This window comes from Rhodospirillaceae bacterium (assembly GCA_018662005.1).
Taxonomy (GTDB): domain Bacteria; phylum Pseudomonadota; class Alphaproteobacteria; order Rhodospirillales; family JABHCV01; genus JACNJU01.
The window spans coordinates 12,044-32,722 of the sequence record JABJHA010000004.1 but is presented as its reverse complement, the minus strand read 5'-3'; the positions used below and the strand labels follow the sequence as shown (position 1 = coordinate 32,722).

At 52.1% G+C, this 20,679-nt stretch carries 17 protein-coding genes; 14 read left to right on the top strand and 3 right to left on the bottom strand.

What is annotated here, in order from left to right; genetic code table 11:
- From asnB to HOL66_01415, 5 genes are all read left to right on the top strand, one after another.
- Positions 1 to 1,893, top strand: a complete 1,893-nt coding sequence (gene asnB, locus HOL66_01435) for an asparagine synthase (glutamine-hydrolyzing) (GenBank protein MBT5242887.1) — start codon at positions 1 to 3, stop codon at positions 1,891 to 1,893.
- Positions 1,883 to 2,884, top strand: coding sequence for a glycosyltransferase (locus HOL66_01430; GenBank protein ID MBT5242886.1), 1,002 nt, complete (start codon positions 1,883 to 1,885; stop codon positions 2,882 to 2,884). The genes asnB and HOL66_01430 overlap by 11 nt, the downstream gene beginning before the upstream one ends.
- Entirely contained in the window at positions 2,884 to 4,824 is a 1,941-nt protein-coding gene (locus tag HOL66_01425; protein ID MBT5242885.1) for a hypothetical protein, read from the top strand. The genes HOL66_01430 and HOL66_01425 overlap by 1 nt, the downstream gene beginning before the upstream one ends.
- A gap of 135 nt (positions 4,825 to 4,959) precedes the next feature.
- Positions 4,960 to 5,655, top strand: a complete 696-nt coding sequence (locus HOL66_01420) for a glycosyltransferase family 2 protein (GenBank protein ID MBT5242884.1) — start codon at positions 4,960 to 4,962, stop codon at positions 5,653 to 5,655.
- Between the two features lie 33 nt (positions 5,656 to 5,688).
- Positions 5,689 to 6,570 carry a glycosyltransferase family 2 protein gene (locus tag HOL66_01415; protein ID MBT5242883.1) on the top strand — a complete coding sequence of 294 codons (882 nt, stop codon included), beginning with the start codon at positions 5,689 to 5,691 and terminating at the stop codon, positions 6,568 to 6,570.
- Here HOL66_01415 and rfbA read toward each other — a convergent pair.
- From rfbA to rfbC, 3 genes are read right to left on the bottom strand one after another with little or no spacing between them, the layout of a single operon-like run.
- Positions 6,567 to 7,445, bottom strand: coding sequence for a glucose-1-phosphate thymidylyltransferase RfbA (rfbA, locus tag HOL66_01410; protein MBT5242882.1), 879 nt, complete (start codon positions 7,443 to 7,445; stop codon positions 6,567 to 6,569). The two genes, HOL66_01415 and rfbA, sit on opposite strands and share 4 nt — an antisense overlap.
- A complete protein-coding gene (gene rfbB, locus HOL66_01405) occupies positions 7,442 to 8,518 on the bottom strand; it encodes a dTDP-glucose 4,6-dehydratase (protein ID MBT5242881.1) in 1,077 nt (358 codons plus the stop codon). Before rfbB ends, rfbA begins: the two co-directional genes overlap by 4 nt.
- Positions 8,519 to 8,537: 19 nt before the next feature.
- On the bottom strand, positions 8,538 to 9,092 hold the full coding sequence (gene rfbC / locus HOL66_01400; GenBank protein ID MBT5242880.1) for a dTDP-4-dehydrorhamnose 3,5-epimerase: 555 nt from the start codon (positions 9,090 to 9,092) through the stop codon (positions 8,538 to 8,540).
- Between the two features lie 191 nt (positions 9,093 to 9,283).
- Between rfbC and HOL66_01395 the strand changes: the two genes are divergently transcribed.
- From HOL66_01395 to HOL66_01355, 9 genes are all read left to right on the top strand, one after another.
- A complete protein-coding gene (locus tag HOL66_01395; protein ID MBT5242879.1) occupies positions 9,284 to 10,507 on the top strand; it encodes a class I SAM-dependent methyltransferase in 1,224 nt (407 codons plus the stop codon).
- On the top strand, positions 10,504 to 11,601 hold the full coding sequence (locus tag HOL66_01390; GenBank protein ID MBT5242878.1) for a DegT/DnrJ/EryC1/StrS family aminotransferase: 1,098 nt from the start codon (positions 10,504 to 10,506) through the stop codon (positions 11,599 to 11,601). The genes HOL66_01395 and HOL66_01390 overlap by 4 nt, the downstream gene beginning before the upstream one ends.
- A 3-nt stretch (positions 11,602 to 11,604) precedes the next feature.
- Complete coding sequence (locus HOL66_01385; GenBank protein MBT5242877.1) at positions 11,605 to 12,615, top strand: NAD-dependent epimerase/dehydratase family protein; 1,011 nt, start codon at positions 11,605 to 11,607, stop codon at positions 12,613 to 12,615.
- A complete protein-coding gene (locus tag HOL66_01380; GenBank protein ID MBT5242876.1) occupies positions 12,612 to 13,022 on the top strand; it encodes an FdtA/QdtA family cupin domain-containing protein in 411 nt (136 codons plus the stop codon). The genes HOL66_01385 and HOL66_01380 overlap by 4 nt, the downstream gene beginning before the upstream one ends.
- Positions 13,019 to 13,963 carry an NAD-dependent epimerase/dehydratase gene (locus HOL66_01375; GenBank protein ID MBT5242875.1) on the top strand — a complete coding sequence of 315 codons (945 nt, stop codon included), beginning with the start codon at positions 13,019 to 13,021 and terminating at the stop codon, positions 13,961 to 13,963. The genes HOL66_01380 and HOL66_01375 overlap by 4 nt, the downstream gene beginning before the upstream one ends.
- Before the next feature lie 24 nt (positions 13,964 to 13,987).
- Positions 13,988 to 16,129, top strand: coding sequence for a hypothetical protein (locus HOL66_01370; protein ID MBT5242874.1), 2,142 nt, complete (start codon positions 13,988 to 13,990; stop codon positions 16,127 to 16,129).
- 134 nt (positions 16,130 to 16,263) lie between these two features.
- A complete protein-coding gene (locus HOL66_01365) occupies positions 16,264 to 18,240 on the top strand; it encodes a radical SAM protein (protein MBT5242873.1) in 1,977 nt (658 codons plus the stop codon).
- 58 nt (positions 18,241 to 18,298) lie between these two features.
- Entirely contained in the window at positions 18,299 to 19,804 is a 1,506-nt protein-coding gene (locus HOL66_01360; protein MBT5242872.1) for a radical SAM protein, read from the top strand.
- Between the two features lie 99 nt (positions 19,805 to 19,903).
- Complete coding sequence (locus tag HOL66_01355) at positions 19,904 to 20,608, top strand: glycosyltransferase family 2 protein (protein MBT5242871.1); 705 nt, start codon at positions 19,904 to 19,906, stop codon at positions 20,606 to 20,608.
- Positions 20,609 to 20,679 lie beyond the last annotated feature (71 nt).

Genomic DNA, 20,679 nt, shown 5'->3' with positions numbered 1-20,679 from the left:
ATGTGCGGTATCGCCGGACTGTTCCTGCCCCGCAACGGGCCACCCCATGCAGCGGACATGGATGCTATGCTGGCCGCCATCGCTCATCGCGGCCCCGATGGCGAAGGCCGTTACGCAACAGTCGATGGTCGATACCAGGCAGGCTTTTGCCGTCTTGCGATAATCGATCTGGAAACCGGCGAACAGCCGATCGTCGATGAGGCAGGTGGACGGGTGCTGTCCGGCAACGGCGAAATTTACAACTATCTGGAAATTCGGCAGGAACATCGGGATTATCCCTATCAGACACAAGGGGATATGGAAGCTGCGCTGGCGCTTCACCGGGCCCAGGGGGATGCGTTTGTACACGTCCTGAACGGTATGTACGCCCTGGCGCTTTACGAAGAAGCCCCCCACCGCCTAATGCTTGTGCGCGATCGTTTGGGGATCAAACCGCTCTATTGGGCGAAGCTTTCGGGTGGTGGAATTCTCTATGCATCGGAAATCAAGGCCCTGTTTGCATCGGGGTTGATTGCGGCCTCTATCGACGAGCGCGCCCTTGGCGTCCAGTTGACCCATGGGTATGTGCCGGCGCCGGCAACCCTTTACAAGGGGGTCCGACAACTGCCGCCCGGTCATCTGCTCCGCATCGACGCCGATGGCGGCATTGCCATTGAGCGTTACTGGCATGCGCGTCCGGCCACCAACCTGCCTGTGAACGAGGCCGAAATCACCGAACACCTGACGCAATTGCTGGGCGACAGCATTAGCCTGCAATTACGCAGTGACGTCCCGGTTGGGGCGCTGTTATCGGGAGGAATCGATTCAGGTCTCATGGTGGCTCTGGCCGCCGAACGCTCCACCCGGCCGATAAATACGTTCACCGTTGACTTTGAAGGTTCGCCAGTTGACGAAAGTCCGTTGGCCGAAGAGGTGGCGCTGCGTTACGGAACCCGCCACACGACCATTACTTTGCCCGCCTCGGATGTTGGGGCCAGCCTACCGCGGCTTGCCTGGCACGCGGACGAACCCCTTGGCGATCCCGCCCTATTGCCAAATTTCCTGATCGAGGAGGCATTGGGAAAAACTCTCAAGGTGGCGCTCAACGGCACCGGCGGTGATGAATTGTTTGCCGGATATGGGCGCTATTTCCAACGAACCATTGAAAAAAACTATCTTCGGCTTCCAGGCTGGCTGCGGCGCGGATTGATTGAACCAGCCGTCTCCACCCTTTCGCCAATGACAGCCTGGCGGTTGGCGCGGGCGGAAAAATGGACATCTGATCCGGGCGGTTATCTGCACGATCACACGACCTTCTTCGCTCCGCCTATTCGCGATCTCATTGGCTGGCCCAACCCTGTTGGAAAATCGGCCCAGGCCACGTTCGCCGACGCCTGTGAAGGGGAGAGGCAGACGGCAATGCTTTGCGCCGACATCAATACATATTTGTCTGGAGATTTGCTCAGCTTGCTTGATCGCACATCCATGTCCGTCGGTGTCGAGGGGCGGGTACCGTTCCTCGATCATCATTTGGTCGAGGCGGCGTTAGCGGTGCCGGAGACAATCCGCACACCGAATGGGCGGCAGAAAGCACTTCAAAGAGTCATGGCCCGCCCGTATCTTCCCGCCGCTGTTATCGATGCTCCCAAGCGGGGATTTGCCTCGCCGGTACTAGCCTGGCTTGAGGCCGGTCTTGGAAAACCGGCGCGTCGTATTCTGACACGTCGGGAAACCCTCGAGCGTGGCTGGTGGACTAAATCCGGTATCGAGCGCCTGTTCGCCGACCCTTCCCGGCATGGCTTTCGCATTTATCAATTGTTGATGCTGGAGTTGGCCGTGCGTATTCATGTTGAATCACCAGCTGCGGCCTGCCCGCCTGCGGAAGGATTGGAGGCTTTCGCCGATGTCTCTTGAAGAGCACAAGATGGCCGATGTTAGTGTCATTGTACCGGCCTACCGTGCGGCGTTTTGTATTGGCCAGGCGCTCGCTTCCGTGGCCGCACAGACATTGAAACCCGGCGAAGTCATTGTCGTTGACGACGGCTCCGACGATGGCACCTTTGAAGCGGCGGAGGCAATGCGTGAAAAGATGAATGGCGTCGAACTGAGGGTGATCGCTCAGCAAAACAAGGGCGCCGGGGCGGCTCGCAATCACGCCCTCCGGGAAGCAAAGTTAACCTTCGTTGCTTTTCTTGATGCCGATGACGAATGGATGGCCGAGAAGATCGAGCGATCCATGGCCGCTCTGCATGGCACAAACCATGTACTGGTCGCCCATGATTTTATCCGCGTCGAGATTGACGGGTCGGAAAACACGGTTGAATGTGCCCGCCGTTTTCAACAGGCCTCTGATCCTTATATCGGGCTTTTCCGCCAGGGTTTCATCGCCACATCGAGCGTCGTCTGCCGCCGCGCCGAAGTGGTGGAGGTGGGTGGTTTTGACGAAGCTCTGGCGACAGCTCAGGATTTTGAATTATGGCTGAAATTGCTAGCACGTGATGGCGCAACGTTCAGCATTTTCCCCAATGTTCTTTCGCGTTATCACGTGACGGGCAGTTCGATCACCAGCTTTACCGCCCGTCGCCTCGCCTGCTCGCTGGACATTGCCCGACGTCATGCGCCCGGACTGTTTGATTTGTTGTTCAGGATTTTGGCCGTCCATTTCGAAGCAATGATTGCTTACCGGCGTGGCGGTTTCCCTTTCAAGGCTTTGTTGATCGGTCTGCAGCTGCCTTGGAATTTGCTTGCGATTTCACTGGCGTCCGGACAAACTTCCCCGCGGGCGGCCACCCCCCAATGGCTGGTGTTGGCATTGTTAGCTTGGGTCGTTGTTGGCTTCGGAGCATATGTTTACCGCTTCAGGGATCTGGTCCACAGGGGCCTCGATTTGCTGGAGCAGTTGTGATGTCAGCGCTGGTTGTTCTGTTGGAAGTGACCTCATGTGTCGGATTGGGCGCAATTGCCTTGTGGCTTCTCGGCATCCGAGACTCCCTGCCCTGGGGAGAGCGGATGGTGACAGCGTTCGTCCTTGGCATGGGCGTGCTCGGTTGGCTGATGTTCTTCTTGGGTGTGGCCGGAATGTTCAATACCGGCTCCGTTCTTGCCCTGTTGGCGGCGGGCGTCTTTGGGCTGATAGTGTTGGGACGACCCGATGCCGGTCGCGGCAAAGTATATTCGTCAACAGAACAATTGCTGTTAACCGGTCTGGCTCTGGTTTTGGCACTCGACGTTCTGGAGGGTGTGTCGCCTCCGGCCGATGCCGACACCATGGCCTACCATTTTGCCCTGCCGAAAATGTTCTGGCAGGAAGGGCAATTGATATTTGTTCCCAGGGCCATCGATGGGGCCATTCCGCTGCTGCTTCAAATGACATATATTCCGGCTCTGGGGCTTGGCGGCGAGAAGGCGTTAACCATGTGGACCATGGTGTCAGGATGGGGCGTTGCGGGGGCTTTGTATTTCCTTTGCCGTTTCCGTCTTGAACGATCCTGGTCGTTGGTGATCACCTTGATCTGGTTGACCACGCCCGCCGTTCTTTATGGCGGCGGTTCGGGTCAGATCGAGGTGCGAAATGCCGGTTTTGTCATTGTTGCACTCGGGGCCCTGATCAGGGGCCGCGAAACGGAATTGTTCCGCTATGCCGTCTTATCGGGTCTGGCCGCTGGTCTGTTCGTGGGTGCCAAGTACACGGGATTGCTGTTCGCTGCGGCCTGCGGCAGTGGAGTGTTAACGCTCCGCCAGTGGCCGAAGCAAGTGCTCCTGTTTAGCCTGGCGGCTTTGTTGGCGGGATTCCAGTGGTATGCCTGGAATTGGATGCATACCGGAGATCCGGTTTTCCCCATGCTTTATGGTATCCTCAATGTTGGCAATTCCGGATTTTGGGACATCTCCCATCAGCAGGCAATGAGGGATAATCTGTTCGTAAGTGAACAGGGCGTTCCACTATCGCCGCTGTCGGCGTTGATCTATCCATTTTTAGCGACATTTTCGACATCACTTGCCTTTGATTCCGAACGGGTCGGCTTGGGGCCATTTATGATGTTGATTTTGCCTTTTGTGCTGGCCGGGTTGTGGCGGTTTCGCAGATGCCTTTTGGCGAGTCCACTGTTGACGGCGTCTTTGGTCGTCACCCTGTATTACGGACTTTGGTTTTTTAGTGGCAGTTCGCAGCGGGTGCGTCATCTTCTGCCGATCTATCCTGTTGCCCTGATGTTGGTGGCGGTTGCGGCGTGCCATTGGGCCAGTCAAGCCAAGGCCACGAAACCTTTGATGCTGGCGTGTATCCTTACCATCGGCTTGCAAATGGCGGGGCACCTTGCCAGTTCAATAAATTATTTTCGCTACAGTTTTGACGATGTGAGTCGTGCTGATTTTCTCTCCCGCAACATTTCCGGATATGACGCTGTGGTCTGGATTAACGAGAATTTAAAGCAGACGGATCGCGTTCTCGTCGTTAATCGACAATTGATTTACCTGTTTGATATCCCGGTTTATTATGCCCACACATCGAACGAGAACTTTCTTGATATTCGTCCACATGCTTTCAATCCGGGCCTTTATTTCAGTCAGCTCAGAAAGCTTGGCATTACACATATTTTAAGCACCGTCATAAAGGTGAATGAAGACATCGGTTCGGCGAACCAGAAGGGCCCGAGCCAATGGAAGACGTTACTCTCTCTTGGTTGTGTCAAGGAGTTGACCCGTACGAATTCCAAGGCAATCACATCTCGATCCCTGGCAGTTTATTCGAGCGCCGATCTTGAACAGTTGATTCTCCGTGTCGACGGGCGATCCTGTCCTTTTGACAGGGCTGGACCAGAACACGTAAGCGGCAAGAAAGACTAGCAGAAAGCCGGAAATCAACTCGTGCCTTGATAGGCCATACGCGTCTGAGTATAAGTGCCTTTCTAACATTCTGTATTGCCCCGCTTGCTGTAATTTCGGTTCATCAATCAGATACAAAAAAATCAGGAGTATTTCTTGAAAAAGATCACGATCCTTATTCCGGCCTATAACGAGGAAGCGACAATCCTCGATATTCTGAAAGCGGTATCCGCACAAAGCATTGACGGAATCAGGCTCGAGGTAATCGTTGTTGATGACGGCTCGAAAGACCGGACGGTCGAACTGCTGGAAGCCAACCCGGAACTTTACACGAAGCTGATAAAGCAACCCCGAAACGGTGGCAAGGGTGCCGCCGTCAAGGCCGGCATGCAAGTGGCCACCGGCGAATACATCCTGTTCCAGGATGCTGACCTGGAATATAACCCCGCTGATTACAAACAATTGATGTTGCCGATCCTGCAATTCGATGCCGACGTCGTTATGGGTAGCCGTTTCTTGGCGCCTGAATTTGTCCGGGTTTCATATTTTTGGCATAAAATCGGCAACTATGTGATTACTTTTGTTTTCAATATTTTTAACAACACGACATTTACGGATGTCTATAGTTGTTACCTGATGTTCCGCAGCACACTCGTCGATGCGGAGAAATTACAAACGGAAGGCTGGGAGCAGCACGCTGAAATTCTGTCCAAAGCCGTTGACGTCAGTAAATCGATTTATGAAGTTCCCGTTAGTTACCGGGGGCGGACCTATGAGGAGGGCAAAAAAATCCGTGCCCATCATGTGATTTCGGTAATCTGGACGATTGTCAGGATGCGGTTTTTGCGCTGATCATGTTTAATTTAATTGAGGCCTTTAAGGTAAATGGACCGAATACCCGCGCTTGATGAAACCACGGTGGTTACCGTCAATTACAACTCCATAGATGTCATCGACGAATGTCTAGAGCCATTGTTGGGGGCAAAGGAAATCATCGTTGTCGATAATGACAGCACGGATGAATCGCTGGCTATGATCGAGAAACGTTTCCCGAGCGTTCGCATCATTCGTACAGGCGAGAATACGGGTAATGGGGCCGGTTTGAATGTTGGAATTTTTGCCGCCAAGACTCCCTATGTCCTGCTGATAGATCCGGACGCCATCCTGACGGTCGAAAATCTGCAACGGCTCCATCAGGGGTTACAGGACTATCCGGATGCGGCCTTTACCGCACCGTGTTTGCAGATTCCACGCCACGGTCAGGATTTATGGGTGATGGGGCCCGCTGAAACTTCGCACAGTGTTACCCGCGAGGCTCCCGACGGACCGTTCTGCAGTTGGTTTCTGACAGCGGCGGTTGCCTTGTACCGTACCGATGTAATCCAGAAATTGGGCGGCTTCGACGAAAATATTTTTCTCTATCTTGAGGATCTGGATCTTTGCATGCGGGTCACGCAGGCGGGCCATTCGATGATTGCCCTTCCCGACGCCACGGCCTATCACGCCAACAGCCATTCTGCGGCCAAGTCCTGGAAGTTGCATTGGCGCAAGGATTGGAATTTTGCCTGGAGCCACATGTATGTAACCGAAAAGTTTGAGGGCCGCCATGCCATGCGCAAACAAGCATGGATAATGTTACGAAAGAGGGCCCCAAAGGCTTTTTTTTACGCCCTGACACTTGATCGCAAGCGGTTCGTGCGTGATTTTTCGGCGACCCACGCCGTCATCTCGTATTTTATGGGACGAAGCTCACGCAGTTGCCTCTAGGCTTTCACTTCAGTCGTGGCCAGGGCTTTTAAATACCGCCCATAAGAGCTTTCCGGATATTTTTTCGCCAAAAAGGCAAAGTCCTCAAAACCAATGAAGCCCATCCGCCAGGCAATTTCTTCAAGGCAGGCAATTTTCAGGCCCTGGCGGGTCTCAATGGTTTCGATATATTGGGAGGCCTGCAGCAGATTTTCATGCGTCCCCGTATCAAGCCAGGCATGGCCACGGCCCAGCCATTCCACTTCCAGCGCCCCCTTGGCAAGATAAGCATTGATCACGTCGATAATTTCAAGTTCGCCCCTGACGGAAGGCCGGATCGTCGCGGCGATGTCGGCAACCTTGCTATCGAAATAATACAGCCCCGTTACTACCCAGTTTGAGGGTGGTTCTTCGGGTTTTTCGACGACGCTCGATATGTTTCCCGACGCATCCATTTCGACGACGCCGTAACTGCGCGGATCTGAAACCTGATAGGTGAAAATAGTGCCGCCTTCGGTGCGCCGGGCGGCATTCGCCAGATGTTCGGGCAGGCCGTGACCAAAGAAAATATTATCCCCGAGTATCATTGCGCACGGATCATTGCCGATAAAGTCACGGCCTATGATATAGGCCTCGGCCAAGCCATTGGGTCGATCCTGGGTCGCGTAGGACAGCTTCAACCCTAATTCCACTCCGTTGCCCAGCAACGCCTTGAAGGCAGGCGCCGCTTCGGGTGTGGTGATAATCAGAATGTCCGAAATACCGCCTAGCATTAGGGTCGAAAGTGGGTAATATACCATCGGCTTGTCATAAACGGGGAGCAACTGTTTGTTGACGGAGATGGTGACCGGATGCAATCGCGTCCCACTGCCACCGGCAAGAATGATTCCCTTCATGGATTTTTTACTTCCTTTTGGCCAAGCCCCAAGCGGGCGCCGTCGTATTTTTCTTTCGCCATCTTTTGCCACCAGGGACGATTGTCCAGATACCACCGCACAGTTGTACGAAGACCCTCTGCAAAACCATAGCGTGGTGACCAGTCCAATTCTTCGCGGGTTCGTCTGTCGTCGATGGCATAACGGAAATCGTGACCAGGGCGATCTTCCACGTACGAGATCAGGTTTTCGTGGGGAGCGTGCGGAGACTCCGGGACCAGTTCGTCAAGAAGTTTGCAGATCATGCGCACAACATCAATGTTGGTGTATTCCGCATTGCCGCCAACCAGGTAAGTTTCGCCAGGCGTGCCTTTTTTCACGATGGTCGTCAGGGCGGCGGCGTGGTCATCCACATGCAGCCAGTCGCGTGTGTTCAGGCCTTTGCCGTAGACGGGTAACGGCCTCCCTTCAAAACCCGACAGGATCATCAGGGGAATCAGTTTCTCGGTAAATTGATAAGGGCCGTAATTATTGGAACAATTGCTCAAAATAACTGGCAGGCCATAGGTATGGTGCCACGAGCGCACCAAATGGTCAGAGGCGGCCTTGGATGCTGAATAAGGGGAATGTGGGTCATAGGGATGATCGACCCTGAAGGGCGGATCGTCCTTGTCCAGACTTCCGAAGACTTCATCAGTTGAGATATGGTGGAGACGGAATTCATCGTGCCTGCTTCCCTTAAGTCCCATCCAATAGTCACGCGCCGTTTCCAGAATTTGGAAAGTTCCGACGATATTGGTCTGGATGAAATCATCCGGCCCTTCAATGGATCGGTCGACATGGGATTCAGCGGCCAGATGCATTACCGTATCGGGGGCGTATTGGGAAAAGATGTTCTTCAGTGCAGCTCTGTCACAGACATCGCCCTGAATAAAATGATAGGCCGGATTGTTCTCAACGGTATTGAGGCTCTCAAGATTGGCGGCATAAGTCAGTTTGTCGATGTTTATCACTTCATTGGATTCATCGGCGAGCAAAAAGCGTACAAGCGCCGATCCGATGAAGCCCGCCCCGCCGGTAATCAAGATTCGCATCTGTCAAAAATCCCTTATCTTATTTAAATATCGTCGCCAGATCCTTGAGCCGGGGATTGGCGCGGTCCTTGTCGGAAATAATTCCGGTTGCCGGCTCTATTGGCCAGTCGATTTTCAAATCTGGGTCGTCAAGTTGAACTCCACCGACATGGCCCGGCGCATAATGATCCCCAAGTTTATAGGCAACGTGGCAATTGTCCTCAAGGGTGCAAAACCCGTGCGCGAGTCCCCTGGGAAGATAAAGCATGCGCCAGTCATCGGCGTCCAGGATAACGCTCAGGGACTTTCCATAGGTGGGTGAACTTTCTCTGATGTCCACGGCGACATCAAAAATTCGCCCGCACACTACCCGCACTAGGGTTGCCTGCGCGTGTGGAGGCCACTGAAAATGGAGCCCCCGAAAAGTGCCTTTTAAATTCGAAACGGAAGTTGCGTCCTGGACGAATGAAGCATCCAGACCAAGGTTAGAAATCGCCAACGTATCAAAAGTCTCAACGAACATCCCCCTTGTATCGGGGAATGGGGTCAGATGAACGATTTTGACGTCTGCAATCGCCGTATCTTCGACCTTCATGGTGCCTCTTTCCTGACAGATTGTCGTATTAGATTGGAATTCTATATGGCGTCTCTCGAAAGACAAGAGGAATAGCTTGAAAACAATTGGCTTTTGCGGCATATGTCAGCGGCATTTTTACGGCTGGAAATGTCCTCCCTTTCGTCAATCAGGCCGCTGCTTCTCTAGAGTTTACCGCGGGAACGCTAACAATGTCACAATGTCGGATATGTGGATCGGTCATCAAGCCTTTCATGAGCTTTGGAAAAATGCCCATTGCCAATGGATTTCTGACTTCTGACGGGTTTTCCGAAGAGTATTTTTTCGAACTGGCTCCGGCCATCTGCGCAAATTGTTCCATGGTGCAGATTATTGAACAACCTGACCCGGCCAGGATGTTTCATGAAAATTATGCCTTCTTTTCCGGCACCTCTAAATACATGCAGGTTCATTTCCGTGAGTTTGCAACCTCAATTCAAGACCGTCACCTCTCGGGGGCCGCGAATCCTTTCGTGGTGGAACTGGGCAGTAACGACGGCATCATGTTGCGGAATTTTGCCGCCCAGAATATCGCCCATCTTGGCATCGAGCCCTCTCGAAACGTTGCCGAGGTGGCCCAAGCCGAAGGCGTCAACACGATTTGCGAGTTTTTCGGCGAAACGCTCGCCAAAAAAATCGTCGGTGAATATGGTCAGGCAGACGTTTTGCTGGCGGCCAATGTGATGTGTCATATCCCGGATTTAAACGGCGTCGCCATGGCGGCGCACACTCTATTGAAGCCGGGCGGGGTTATGGTGTTCGAAGACCCATACCTTGGCGACGTGGTCGAGAAAACTTCTTATGATCAGATTTACGACGAGCATGTATTCGTTTTCTGTGCCCTGTCTGTGGTCAATGCCTTCGGTCGTCATGACTTCGAGCTGGTCGATGTGGAACCACAAGTCACCCACGGGGGATCCATGCGCTATACCCTGGCCAAAAAGGGAGCCAAACAGCCAGGTAAGGCGGTCGCCGAACGGATTGCCAGGGAAACGCAATTGGGGTTGGGCCGGGCCGAGACCTTCGAGCGATTTCGTGAAAATTGTGAGGCTTCGCGGCAGCAGTTGATGACCGTACTTGAAGACCTGCGTACAAAAGGCGCGAAGGTTGCCGGATATGGTGCCACATCGAAAAGCACCACGGTGATGAATTACTGCGGCATAACCCCCGATCACATTTCCTATATTTCGGATACCACCCCCACCAAACAGGGAAAGTATTCTCCGGGAACCCATGTGCCAATCAAGCCTTATGAGGACTTTGTCGCCGACTATCCTGAATATGCAGTGTTGTTTGCCTGGAACCACAGCAGGGAAATTATGGAAAAGGAGCAGGGCTACAAGGCAGCCGGGGGCAAGTGGATCAACTTTGTGCCAAAGGTCACTGTAGAGGAATGATATTCGCCAGCTTCCCAAAGGCACAATATCAGGCGTACCGAACGGAAATCGATGCGGCCATAAGACGCGTGCTGGACGGCGGTATTTATGTTCTGGGAAACGAGGTCAAGACGTTCGAACTAGAGTTCGCCGCCTATATCGGCGTCAAACACGCCATCGGCGTGGGCAGCGGAACGGACGCTCTGACGCTGGCGCTGATGGGTTTGGGTATTGGCGAGGGGGATGAGGTCATTACGGTCTCTCATACCGCCGTGGCGACAGCGGCTGCGATTATGCGAACCGGGGCCAAGCCCGTCCTCATCGACATTGAACCCGACTATTTTACCCTTGATCCAACCAAATTGGATGCAGTCCTTTCAGATAAGACGAAGGCGTTCGTCCCGGTTCATCTATACGGTCAGGCGGCGGACCTTGATGCTATCTGCGCAATTGCCAAGAGTCAGGGCGTCGCCATTGTTGAAGATTGCGCCCAGTCGGTTGGTGGATCATACGGGGCGGCAAAATTGGGCGCTATCGGTGATGCCGGCAGTTTCAGTTTTTTCCCGACCAAAAACCTGGGGGCCATTGGCGATGGCGGGGGGGTTGTCACCAATGACAGCGCTCTGGCCGAACGTCTGGTTGCCCTGCGCCAATACGGTTGGCGTTCTGATCGCGTCAGCGAGGTTCCGGGGATGAATTCTCGGCTGGATGAAATCCAGGCGGCGATTTTGCGGGTAAAATTGCGCCACCTTGATGCAGATACCGACCGGCGGCGCACCATTGCGGCGCAATACGATGAACTGTTGGCCGACCTGGACCTTAATCTGCCCGGGGCTCGGCCCGATACAGGCCACGCCTATCATCTGTACGCCCCGCAATGTCCGAGGCGTGATGACTTGCTGGCCCATTTAAAGAACAATGGGATCATGGCAAGCGTGCATTATCCTGTCCCCGTTCATATGCAGCCAGCCTACTTGGGCGTAGCCGCCGAGGGCGGGCTGCCACTGACTGAACGGGCGGCAATGAGAACACTTTCCCTGCCGATGTATCCAGAGCTGACGGTGAATGACATTGAGCAGGTCGTCAAAGCCGTTCGCTCTTTTTTCGAGGATTAATCAGTGAGCCCGGACCCCCTGCAATTAGCCTATGAAAACAAATCGATCCTGATTACAGGGGCCTTAGGCTATGTCGGCAGTGCCCTGATTCAGCGCCTGTCGGGGTATGATTGCCAAATTTTCATGGCATCCCGCCATGGCGGCATCGGTGATTGGTCGGGCAAATCGACAAAGGCCCGATTGGAGTCTGTCGCGGGAGATGTGTCGAGCCGGATTTTCTGGCAAAGCGCCCTTGAAACATCGGGCGCAGACATTGTGTTTCATTTCGCTGCGCAAAACAGTGTTTACGCGGCAGCAAAAAATCCTGAGAGCGATTTTGCCGCCAATGTTCTGCCGATTATCAATTTGGTGGAAGCCGTTTTCACCGGGGATAAAAAAATTGATGTTCTTTATTCCGGAACGGCGACACAGGCGGGCATGACGCAAGAGCTTCCCGTTGATCCAGGTAGTATGGACAGCCCGCTAACCGTTTACGATCTGCACAAGTTAATAGCCGAACAATATCTGGAGCTCTATGCGCGAAATGATGTACTGCGCTGCGTCACCCTGCGACTTGCCAATGTTTACGGGCCTGGTGTTGCCGTCGGAAGCCCGGATCGGGGCATTTTAAACAAAGTGATCGCCGCCGCCCTGAATGATCAGCCCGTGTCTATTTACGGCGACGGGGAGTTTATCCGTGATTACATCTTTATCGATGATGTGATTGAAGCCTTTGTCCATGCGGGGGCTAACATGGACCGGGTTAACGGACACCATTTTTTCCTTGGGTGCGGCGAAGGCCACCGGGTCAACGATGCCTTTACGCTGGCAGCAACCCAAGCTGCTGCCGCCCGTGGATTGAAGGTCAATATTTCTCATGTTCCCTGGCCTGACGAATTGTCTCAGATCGAGCGTCGAAATTTTGTCGCGGACATTCGGAAGTTGTCTGACGCAACAGGCTGGCATCCGGGGGTGGATTTACGAGAGGGCATTAAACGCACGATTGCCGCTTTCGTTGAAAGCGGAGAAGCATGAGCGAGCGCATTGACCTTCAATCCTTTATCGATGACGAGGGGTCCCTGGTGATCGGGGAAGCGGGCAGGCATATTCCCTTCCCGATCAAACGGTTTTTCGCCATCACGAATGTATCGACCGGCGATCAACGCGGCGGCCATGCCCATAAGGAACTCAATCAGGTTCTGGTCTGCCTTTCCGGTTTGGTCCAGGTGACGCTGAATGATGGACAACGTTCGTGGAAAGAAACCCTGGAGCAACCGGGAATCGCCCTGCACATCAAACCGATGATCTGGGCCGAGCAGGTATACGCCGACTCCAAAACAGTTTTGCTGGTCTTATGTGATGAGGTTTATAGGGAAAGTGATTACCTGCGGGATTTTGATGAATTTTGTCGTGCAGCCACAAACAGTGGTGAGAAAAAATGAAAATTACCCTGACCGGCGCTTTAGGCCATATCGGCTCGCGTATGATCCGCGAACTGCCGAATCATTTCGATAATCTTGAAATTGTCATGATCGATGATTTTTCGACTCAACGTTATGCATCGCTGTTCGATTTACCGGCATCCGCCCGTTACCGCTTCATTGAAGGCGACGTCACCGAGATGGATTTATCTGACGCCGTCCGGGACACCGATGCTGTGATCCATCTGGCCGCCATCACCGATGCGGCCGGCAGCTTCGATAAAGCCGATCAGGTGGAAAAACAGAATTTTGCCGCCACTCAAAATGTCGCACAGGCCTGTATCGATTGCAGAGTTCCGCTGATCTATCCTTCCACCACCAGCGTTTACGGCACCCAGAATGAAATCGTTGATGAAGATTGTTACGAAGAGGACCTTAAGCCGCAAAGCCCCTATGCGGAGACCAAATTAAAGGAAGAGGCCTTGTTGACTGAAATGGCCCAGGCCGGGAATTTGCGACACGTCACCTTTCGTTTCGGCACTATTTTCGGCACCGCGCCGGGCATGCGGTTCCACACGGCCGTCAACAAGTTCTGCTTTCAGGCGGTGATGGGACAGAATTTGACCGTGTGGAGTACGGCGCTGGATCAAAAACGCCCTTATCTTGATCTGGGCGACGCCGTTGATGTGGTTGTCCACACAATCGAGTCCGGGTTGTTCGACGGCAGCATCTACAACGTGCTGAGCGTCAACGCGACCGTGCGTCAAGTCGTTGACGCCATCCGGGTCCATGTGCCGGATCTGGAAATCAGCTACGTCGATACACGAATTATGAACCAGTTGTCTTACGAAGTGATCGCAGAAAAAATCAGCGCTCAGGGTTTTTCGCCCAAGGGCGATCTGGAATCAGGCATCGAGGCCACCATTAAACAGCTGCGACGGGCGGGAAGCGCCCGTGGTTGATGAGGCTCTGTTAGGCAGGCACGTATGAGCGCGTTTTACAAGAAACTGCTGGCCCTGCCGTTCAGGGTCCGGTTTGCCGCCGTGATCGGATTCATCGTGCTGGAATATATCGTCTTGGGAAAATATTCCTTGTTTATTGTTGGCGATAATATTTCTGTCCTGCCCTATTACCTCGCTTTTGTTACCCGTGACATCCCTTTTGCTCACTGGACGCCTTTCGCCACGGCGGGCACCGACATGATGGCAACGGGCTACGCCACGTTGGTTTATCAGTGGGTCTTCGCCTTGCTGCCCCCCTGGATGGCTTTTCAGGTGTTGGTCATTGCCCCGATACTGGCCGCCGTTCTTGCCACCTATGGATTGTGCCGCCGAATTTTCAGGCTCGACCCCGGTCCCAGCGCTTTCGCCGGCTGTGCCTACGGGATCCTGTTTTTTCGCGAATTATTTTTCATTTCTTCCGTCCAAGGTTATTTGCCCATGACTCTGCTGGCACTCCACTATCTACTGGACAATAAAAAGAGTACCCTGGCCTGGTCGGGCATCATCATTTCCGGCTTCCTGATTGCCCATTCCGGTTTCATTACCCGATTTTTCCCCTGGCCGGTGGTAACTTTTGTGATCTGGTTTTTTGTGATCGAGAGACGCCGTAAATTTTTAGACTGGGGCATCATTGCTATTTTTTCCATCGCCATTCTGGCCAGCCGCTGGCAAGACATCATCGCGCTTTTAGCCTATGCCCCGCTCTCGGGCATGCCGGAAACCCGCAGCGGCGGAACATTCGAAGTCGAGATGCGCTCGGCAATCATGGCCGTCAAATCAACCTTGATAGGACAGTGGGGTGTGCTCGGGTTTCTCCTGGCAAGCTTCGCCGTGTCTTTTTATGACAGGAATCTACGAGCGATGGGCGGTAGGCTTTTGATGGCCTTGGGCGTACTCGTCGGGCTGGTGTTCGCCGGGGGGCTTGTGAAAATCATGACGGTGGCTGTTTTTCCGTTCCTGAACGGCTTTTCGACGACTTATGTCTTACAGGGTTCCGGGTTGATGACCGCCATTGCCAGTGGCTTTGGCATGCAGTTTTTTATTGGCCAAAAGAACTCCGCAGCATCGAAAGACGGCCTGCGGGCAAAGGTCTTGCACGGTATTCCAGTGCTGATGATTGTTTACGTGCTGGCGGTCAATCTGAACACCAAGGCCCAGTATGCCAAGGCCTGGGTGTCGTGGGGAAATTTTTATCAAAACACACGCAATCCTGACTTGCTGAATCTTGCAGAGACTATCGGGAAACAGGGGACTCCCGGCCGTGCGATGTCCTTTCAAATGCATGGTGGCCTGCTCAATTCCTACGGTATTGAAACCATTGAGGGCTACCACCCGATGACATCGAAAAGATACCTGGCCTTTTGGCACAAAATGGTCGAGCCCTGGCGGCAAACAAACGGGTGGAAGGAAACCTTCGGTCAAATCGAGTCCGGTTCACTGACATCCATTTTGCCGGCGACCAGGGCCGGACGAGGATGGGAACGAACGGATGTCCGTAGTCAATGGCGATTGGCGGATTTTGTGAACTTTGATTTGCTCTCGATGATGAATGGACAGTATGTCGTGTCACGCGACCGACTGATCGACGAGCGACTAACCCTGCTCTCCGGCCCTCAGCAGTCGTGGGGAGCACTTTCACGAAGAGATAAAATTCTGACAAATTTGAAAGCGAACTTTACCGGCCATCGGCCCATTTTCATCTATGAGAACAAGACGGCATTTCCCCGTGCCTATACGGTTGATGGTGTTGTGAGATTTACCAATGAAATTGATCTGCTGAATGCGCTGGGGAATGCAGATAGGCATAAACTGGCTGACAAAGTATTTGTTGAGTCATCGTCTTTACCGATGTCACTTTCGCCGGATACGCCCCTGGCGAAATCTGTAATTTTATCGGCACGATATGATAAAGATTTGGTTCAAATAAAAGTCGCCAAATCAGACAGTCCCGCTGTCGTCGTCATCTCCAACAGTTACAGTCCCTTTTGGCGGTGTCAGGTTGATGGGGGGGACAGCAAACTATTCCCTGCGAATTATACTTTCTGGGGAATATTCCTTCCCGCCGGTACCCAGCAGATGGCCTGTCAGTACAAGCCTCCGTACTTGATTGCGCAAGTCCTTCGATGATGTGGATACAACTTGACACGAATCCGCACCTTCAACTACCTTCCGGCACAATTTCTTTTTCATCACCAAAATTAGCCCTTCAATAAATAGCCGCACACACAATATGTATAGTGTTACGTAGCAAGGAAAAACACGTGCCTGACGACGTTAAAAAACGGATATATTTAAACGAATATAATGTTTTATTAGACGGCACGACCTATCTGCCTCTGGTCTCTGGGTTGCTGCAGGCACACGCCGAACTCTCTGAAAAAATTCGAGAAACGTGCTTATTTCGCCCATATTTGTTTCACTTGGACGCGTCGGCCAATATTATCAAACAGTATGAAGACCCCTTCGTCGCCGCATTTTCCATGTCCATGTGGAACGAGCAATTGTCCCTGCATGTTGCGCGAGAGGTGAAGCGCCGGTTTCCCGAATGTAAAATTGTTGTTGGCGGAGCCCAGGTTCCGCACTCTCCGGAAACATTTTTTGACCAATATCCCTTTATCGATATTGCCGTCAGGGGAGAAGGAGAAGAAGCCTTCACAGAAATTCTCGAACGCCTGGTCGACGGAGAGGATCTCGCGGGCCTTGCCGGCGTTTCATGGCGTGATTCGAATGGGGAATTCATTAATAACTCCACTGATCGGCCCTTTAATCGTGACCTTGATACCTATCCATCACCATATGTGAGCGGCTTGTTTGACGACTTGATCGACACCAGGGACGACCTTACTTTTCAGGCCATTGTCGAGACAAACCGGGGGTGCCCATTTTTATGCACCTTTTGTTATTGGGGAAAGGGCGGGCTGAGCCGTAAATACCGTTACCACAGCCTCAATCGGGTAAATCAAGAAATTGAATGGATGGGGAAACGGGGCATTCAGTACGTTTTCAATGCTGATTCAAATTTTGGCATGCACCGGCGTGATATGGAAATTGCAAAATTTCTTGCAGAGACCAAAAACAAATATGGGTTCCCGGAAAAATTCCGAACCTGTTACGGCAAGAATACGGATGAGAAAATTCTTGAAATCGGCTCCTTTATGCACAGTCACGGTCTCGAAAAGGGAATTACGATTAGCTACCAAAGTATGAGTGAGCAGGTGCAAAAAAATATAAAAAGAGACAACATCCGCATAGACGTAGCTAAAAGTCTGCAGGTAAAGTTCGGTGATAAAGGGATTCCCATCTATACGGAGCTCATTCTTGGCTTGCCTGGCGAAACTGTTGCAAGCTGGATAGGTGGTGTCGATGAGGTCCTGAGTTCCGGATTCAGCAATCAGCTTTTTATTTATTCCTGTTTGGTGTTTCCGAACACGGACCTGGGAGATTCCGACTACCAAAAGGAATTTGGTATTGTAACTCAACGGATTGAAGCTGCGGAGATCCATGCCAAAAAGCGACCGGCGGACTGGCAGCCCGAATTTGAGGATATCGTCGTTACGACCAATACCATGAGCAAGGATGACTGGCGTCATTTGATGGTGTTCTCCTGGATTACCATGCTGCTGCATAGCCTCAAATTGGGGTATTTCATCCTTGGCTATTTGTTTAATAGGTTGGGGTGCCGACATTCAGAATTGATTTCCTGCATCTCTGAAGCCCGCTTCGATCAAGATGCTTGCCCAATATGGAGTGACCAAGTTGCGGCCCTCTATAACCAGGCAGACAAATTTTTTGATGGCGAAGGGCGAGGAGTATTTTTACCCGAGCATGGAGATATTTATTGGGACGTTGAAGAGGCTTGTTTTCTCAATTTATCGGCCGATCTCGATAGTTTTTATTCAGAAACGCTTGATATATGCAGATCGTTTCTTCAAAGCAGCGGTAAAACCTTCGACAATGACGAGTTATCTCAAGTTGTCGATTATCAACAAATGCGCATTCCAACGATGATGCTGCCGGAAAAAAGCGCCAAATTATTTTCCTTGAACATTCCCGAGTATTTTCAAAAATTGTTTGGGCCCAATCCCGTGCCATTGAAAGCCTCGCCCCAACAATTGACTTTGGAGCCCGAGAACTTTGAAAACGATAAGCGGTTGTATGCACGAAAAACAATTCTTTGGGGTCGCAAAAGTGACCTCATTCTTGTCCCCGCCGAATATTGTTCCGTTGAGCAATACTAGGATTTTCACAGGTCGTGGACGCTAAGTCCTCAATTTTGAACAGCAGAGCTAATAACCAGTGACTGACCAAATCGACCTTGTTCTTATAAACCCTGGCGGGCGAAAGCGCCTTTATCAAAACCTGGGCACTGACCTGACCGCTGTCGAGCCGCCTCTCTGGTGCCGGCTGATCGCCGGTTATGCTCGTGATCATGGCTATATTGTTCGTCTTGTCGATTCGGAAGCAGAAGAAATCGGTCCTGACGAAGTCAGTGAGCGGATAAAGGCAATGAACCCCCGACTGGTCGGGCTAGTCGTCTTTGGGCATCAGCCCTCGGCCTCGACCCAGCAGATGGCACCTGCGAACGAAACGGCGCGAGCGATAAAGAACAGGACGCCCGAAATCCCCATCATCATTCTGGGCGGCCATGTATCGGCTTTGCCGGAAAGGACCCTGAGGGAAGAACCGGTAGATTTCGCCTGCAAGGGGGAAGGCCCCTCAACCGTCGTCCAACTGTTGGCGGCGCTTAAATCCAAGGCGGATGACTTGGCCGGGGTCCAGGGGTTGGTTTGGTGGAACGCGAAGGACGTTTCAGTCAATTCCCCGGCCCCCTTGATAAAAGATCTGGATCACGAACTGCACGGGAATACCTGGGACTTGTTGCCAATGGACAAATACCGTGCTCATAACTGGCAATGCTTCAAAAATCTTGAAAAGCGTCAACCCTACGCATCGATCTACACCTCCCTTGGCTGTCCCTATAAATGCGCATTTTGTTGCATAAATGCGCCCTTTGACAGCAATCGATATCGCATGCGTTCGCCGGAAAAAGTCGTCGCCGAGGTTGACTACCTGAGCTCTCATTACGGCATAGAAACATTCAAAATCATTGATGAAATGTTCGTGCTGAATGAAAGGCATGTAACGGCCATTTGCCAAGGGTTAGCAGATCTCAATCGACCGCTCAATATTTGGGCCTATGCCCGGATTGATACGATTCAATCGCATCAGTTAAAGTTACTTCGCGATGGCGGAATCCAGTGGCTGGCACTTGGTATCGAGTCTGGGTCCAAGCATGTTCGCGAAGAATCCCAAAAGGCGCTCAATTCCAAGGATATAGTTAACATTGTCGGCGACATTCAAAAGGCCGGAATCAGCGTCATCGGCAACTTTATATTTGGCCTTCCGGACGACAATTTTGAAACCATGGGCGAAACTCTTGAACTGGCCAAGGAACTGAATTGCGAATTTGCCAACTTTTATTCTGCCATGGCTTATCCGGGGTCGCCGCTTTATCTTGAGGCGGAAAGCAGCGGCTTGCCCCTGCCGGAAAATTGGTCAGGATATTCCCAACACAGTTTTGACTGCCATCCAATGCCAACTAACGCCTTGTCCTCGGCGGAGGTTTTGGCCTTTCGGGATAATGCCTTCCACGAATATTTTGAAAACCCGCGTTATCTTGATATGATTACCCAACGTTTCGGCTGGCAAACACGGCGGCACATCGAGAAAATGAGCAAACACCGCCTGACGCGCAAGATTATTGAACAACACATACCGGAAAGTGATAATAAAGACTCATAAGAGACGGCGGTTTTGATTGCCGCCGTCGTTTATTTTCGAGCCATGACAACCACTGCTTAAACCTGTTTATTGAAGTATTTCCCCTGGAGTAACACACTGATGAAAGTGGCCCTTCTCGTTTTTACCTGGAATGAGGTTGAAGGCATGAAAGTGATTATGCCGAGGGTGGACTCCGACCTTTTTCATCAAATCATTATTGTCGATGGCGGCTCCACGGACGGGACCATTGAATGGGCACGTGAACAGGGTTACCAGGTCCATGTGCAAACTCAAAAAGGTCTGCGTCACGCCTATAACGAGGCCCTTGAACTGGTCACCGGTGATATCGTTATTACCTTTAGCCCGGACGGAAACTCCATTCCGGAACTTCTTCCCGATTTGATCGCCAAGATGGAAGACGGTTTCGATATGGTCATCGCGTCGCGATACCTCGACGGTGCAAAAAGTGAAGATGACAGTCTTATAACGGCTTTTGGAAATTGGCTTTTTACCGCGACGGTCAATGTTCTTTATGGCGGCAGTTATACGGATTGCATGGTTATTTATCGGGCGTGGCGGAGCAGCCTTTACAAGGAACTCGATATCCATCTCGATGAAACTTTCGAATTTTATGAAAAACTGTATCGGACAAAACTGGGAATTGAACCCTTGTTGTCCGTGCGGGCCCTGAAGAGAAACCTGAAAGTCGGCGAAATTCCCGGCGATGAACCGCCACGCATTGGCGGTCATAGAAAGCTCCAGATTATTAAGTGGGGCCTGTCATTTTATACTTCTTTTTTCCGGGAACTCTGGTTCTGGAAATAATCAGGAAAGCGCTACCCAAAAAGACGGCAATTGCGCTCGCCATTTTCTGGACGGGTCGTGCGGCCTTGTGT

What these genes read in the sequence shown, in the direction of transcription:
- asnB (MBT5242887.1), top strand. Translation starts at nt 1, where the DNA reads ATGTGCGGTATCGCCGGACTGTTCCTGCCCCGCAACGGGCCACCCCAT.
- HOL66_01430 (MBT5242886.1), top strand. Translation starts at nt 1,883, where the DNA reads ATGTCTCTTGAAGAGCACAAGATGGCCGATGTTAGTGTCATTGTACCG.
- HOL66_01425 (MBT5242885.1), top strand. Translation starts at nt 2,884, where the DNA reads ATGTCAGCGCTGGTTGTTCTGTTGGAAGTGACCTCATGTGTCGGATTG.
- HOL66_01415 (MBT5242883.1), top strand. Translation starts at nt 5,689, where the DNA reads ATGGACCGAATACCCGCGCTTGATGAAACCACGGTGGTTACCGTCAAT.
- rfbA (MBT5242882.1), bottom strand. Translation starts at nt 7,445, where the DNA reads ATGAAGGGAATCATTCTTGCCGGTGGCAGTGGGACGCGATTGCATCCG.
- rfbB (MBT5242881.1), bottom strand. Translation starts at nt 8,518, where the DNA reads ATGCGAATCTTGATTACCGGCGGGGCGGGCTTCATCGGATCGGCGCTT.
- rfbC (MBT5242880.1), bottom strand. Translation starts at nt 9,092, where the DNA reads ATGAAGGTCGAAGATACGGCGATTGCAGACGTCAAAATCGTTCATCTG.
- HOL66_01395 (MBT5242879.1), top strand. Translation starts at nt 9,284, where the DNA reads ATGTCACAATGTCGGATATGTGGATCGGTCATCAAGCCTTTCATGAGC.
- HOL66_01390 (MBT5242878.1), top strand. Translation starts at nt 10,504, where the DNA reads ATGATATTCGCCAGCTTCCCAAAGGCACAATATCAGGCGTACCGAACG.
- HOL66_01380 (MBT5242876.1), top strand. Translation starts at nt 12,612, where the DNA reads ATGAGCGAGCGCATTGACCTTCAATCCTTTATCGATGACGAGGGGTCC.
- HOL66_01375 (MBT5242875.1), top strand. Translation starts at nt 13,019, where the DNA reads ATGAAAATTACCCTGACCGGCGCTTTAGGCCATATCGGCTCGCGTATG.
- HOL66_01370 (MBT5242874.1), top strand. Translation starts at nt 13,988, where the DNA reads ATGAGCGCGTTTTACAAGAAACTGCTGGCCCTGCCGTTCAGGGTCCGG.
- HOL66_01355 (MBT5242871.1), top strand. Translation starts at nt 19,904, where the DNA reads ATGAAAGTGGCCCTTCTCGTTTTTACCTGGAATGAGGTTGAAGGCATG.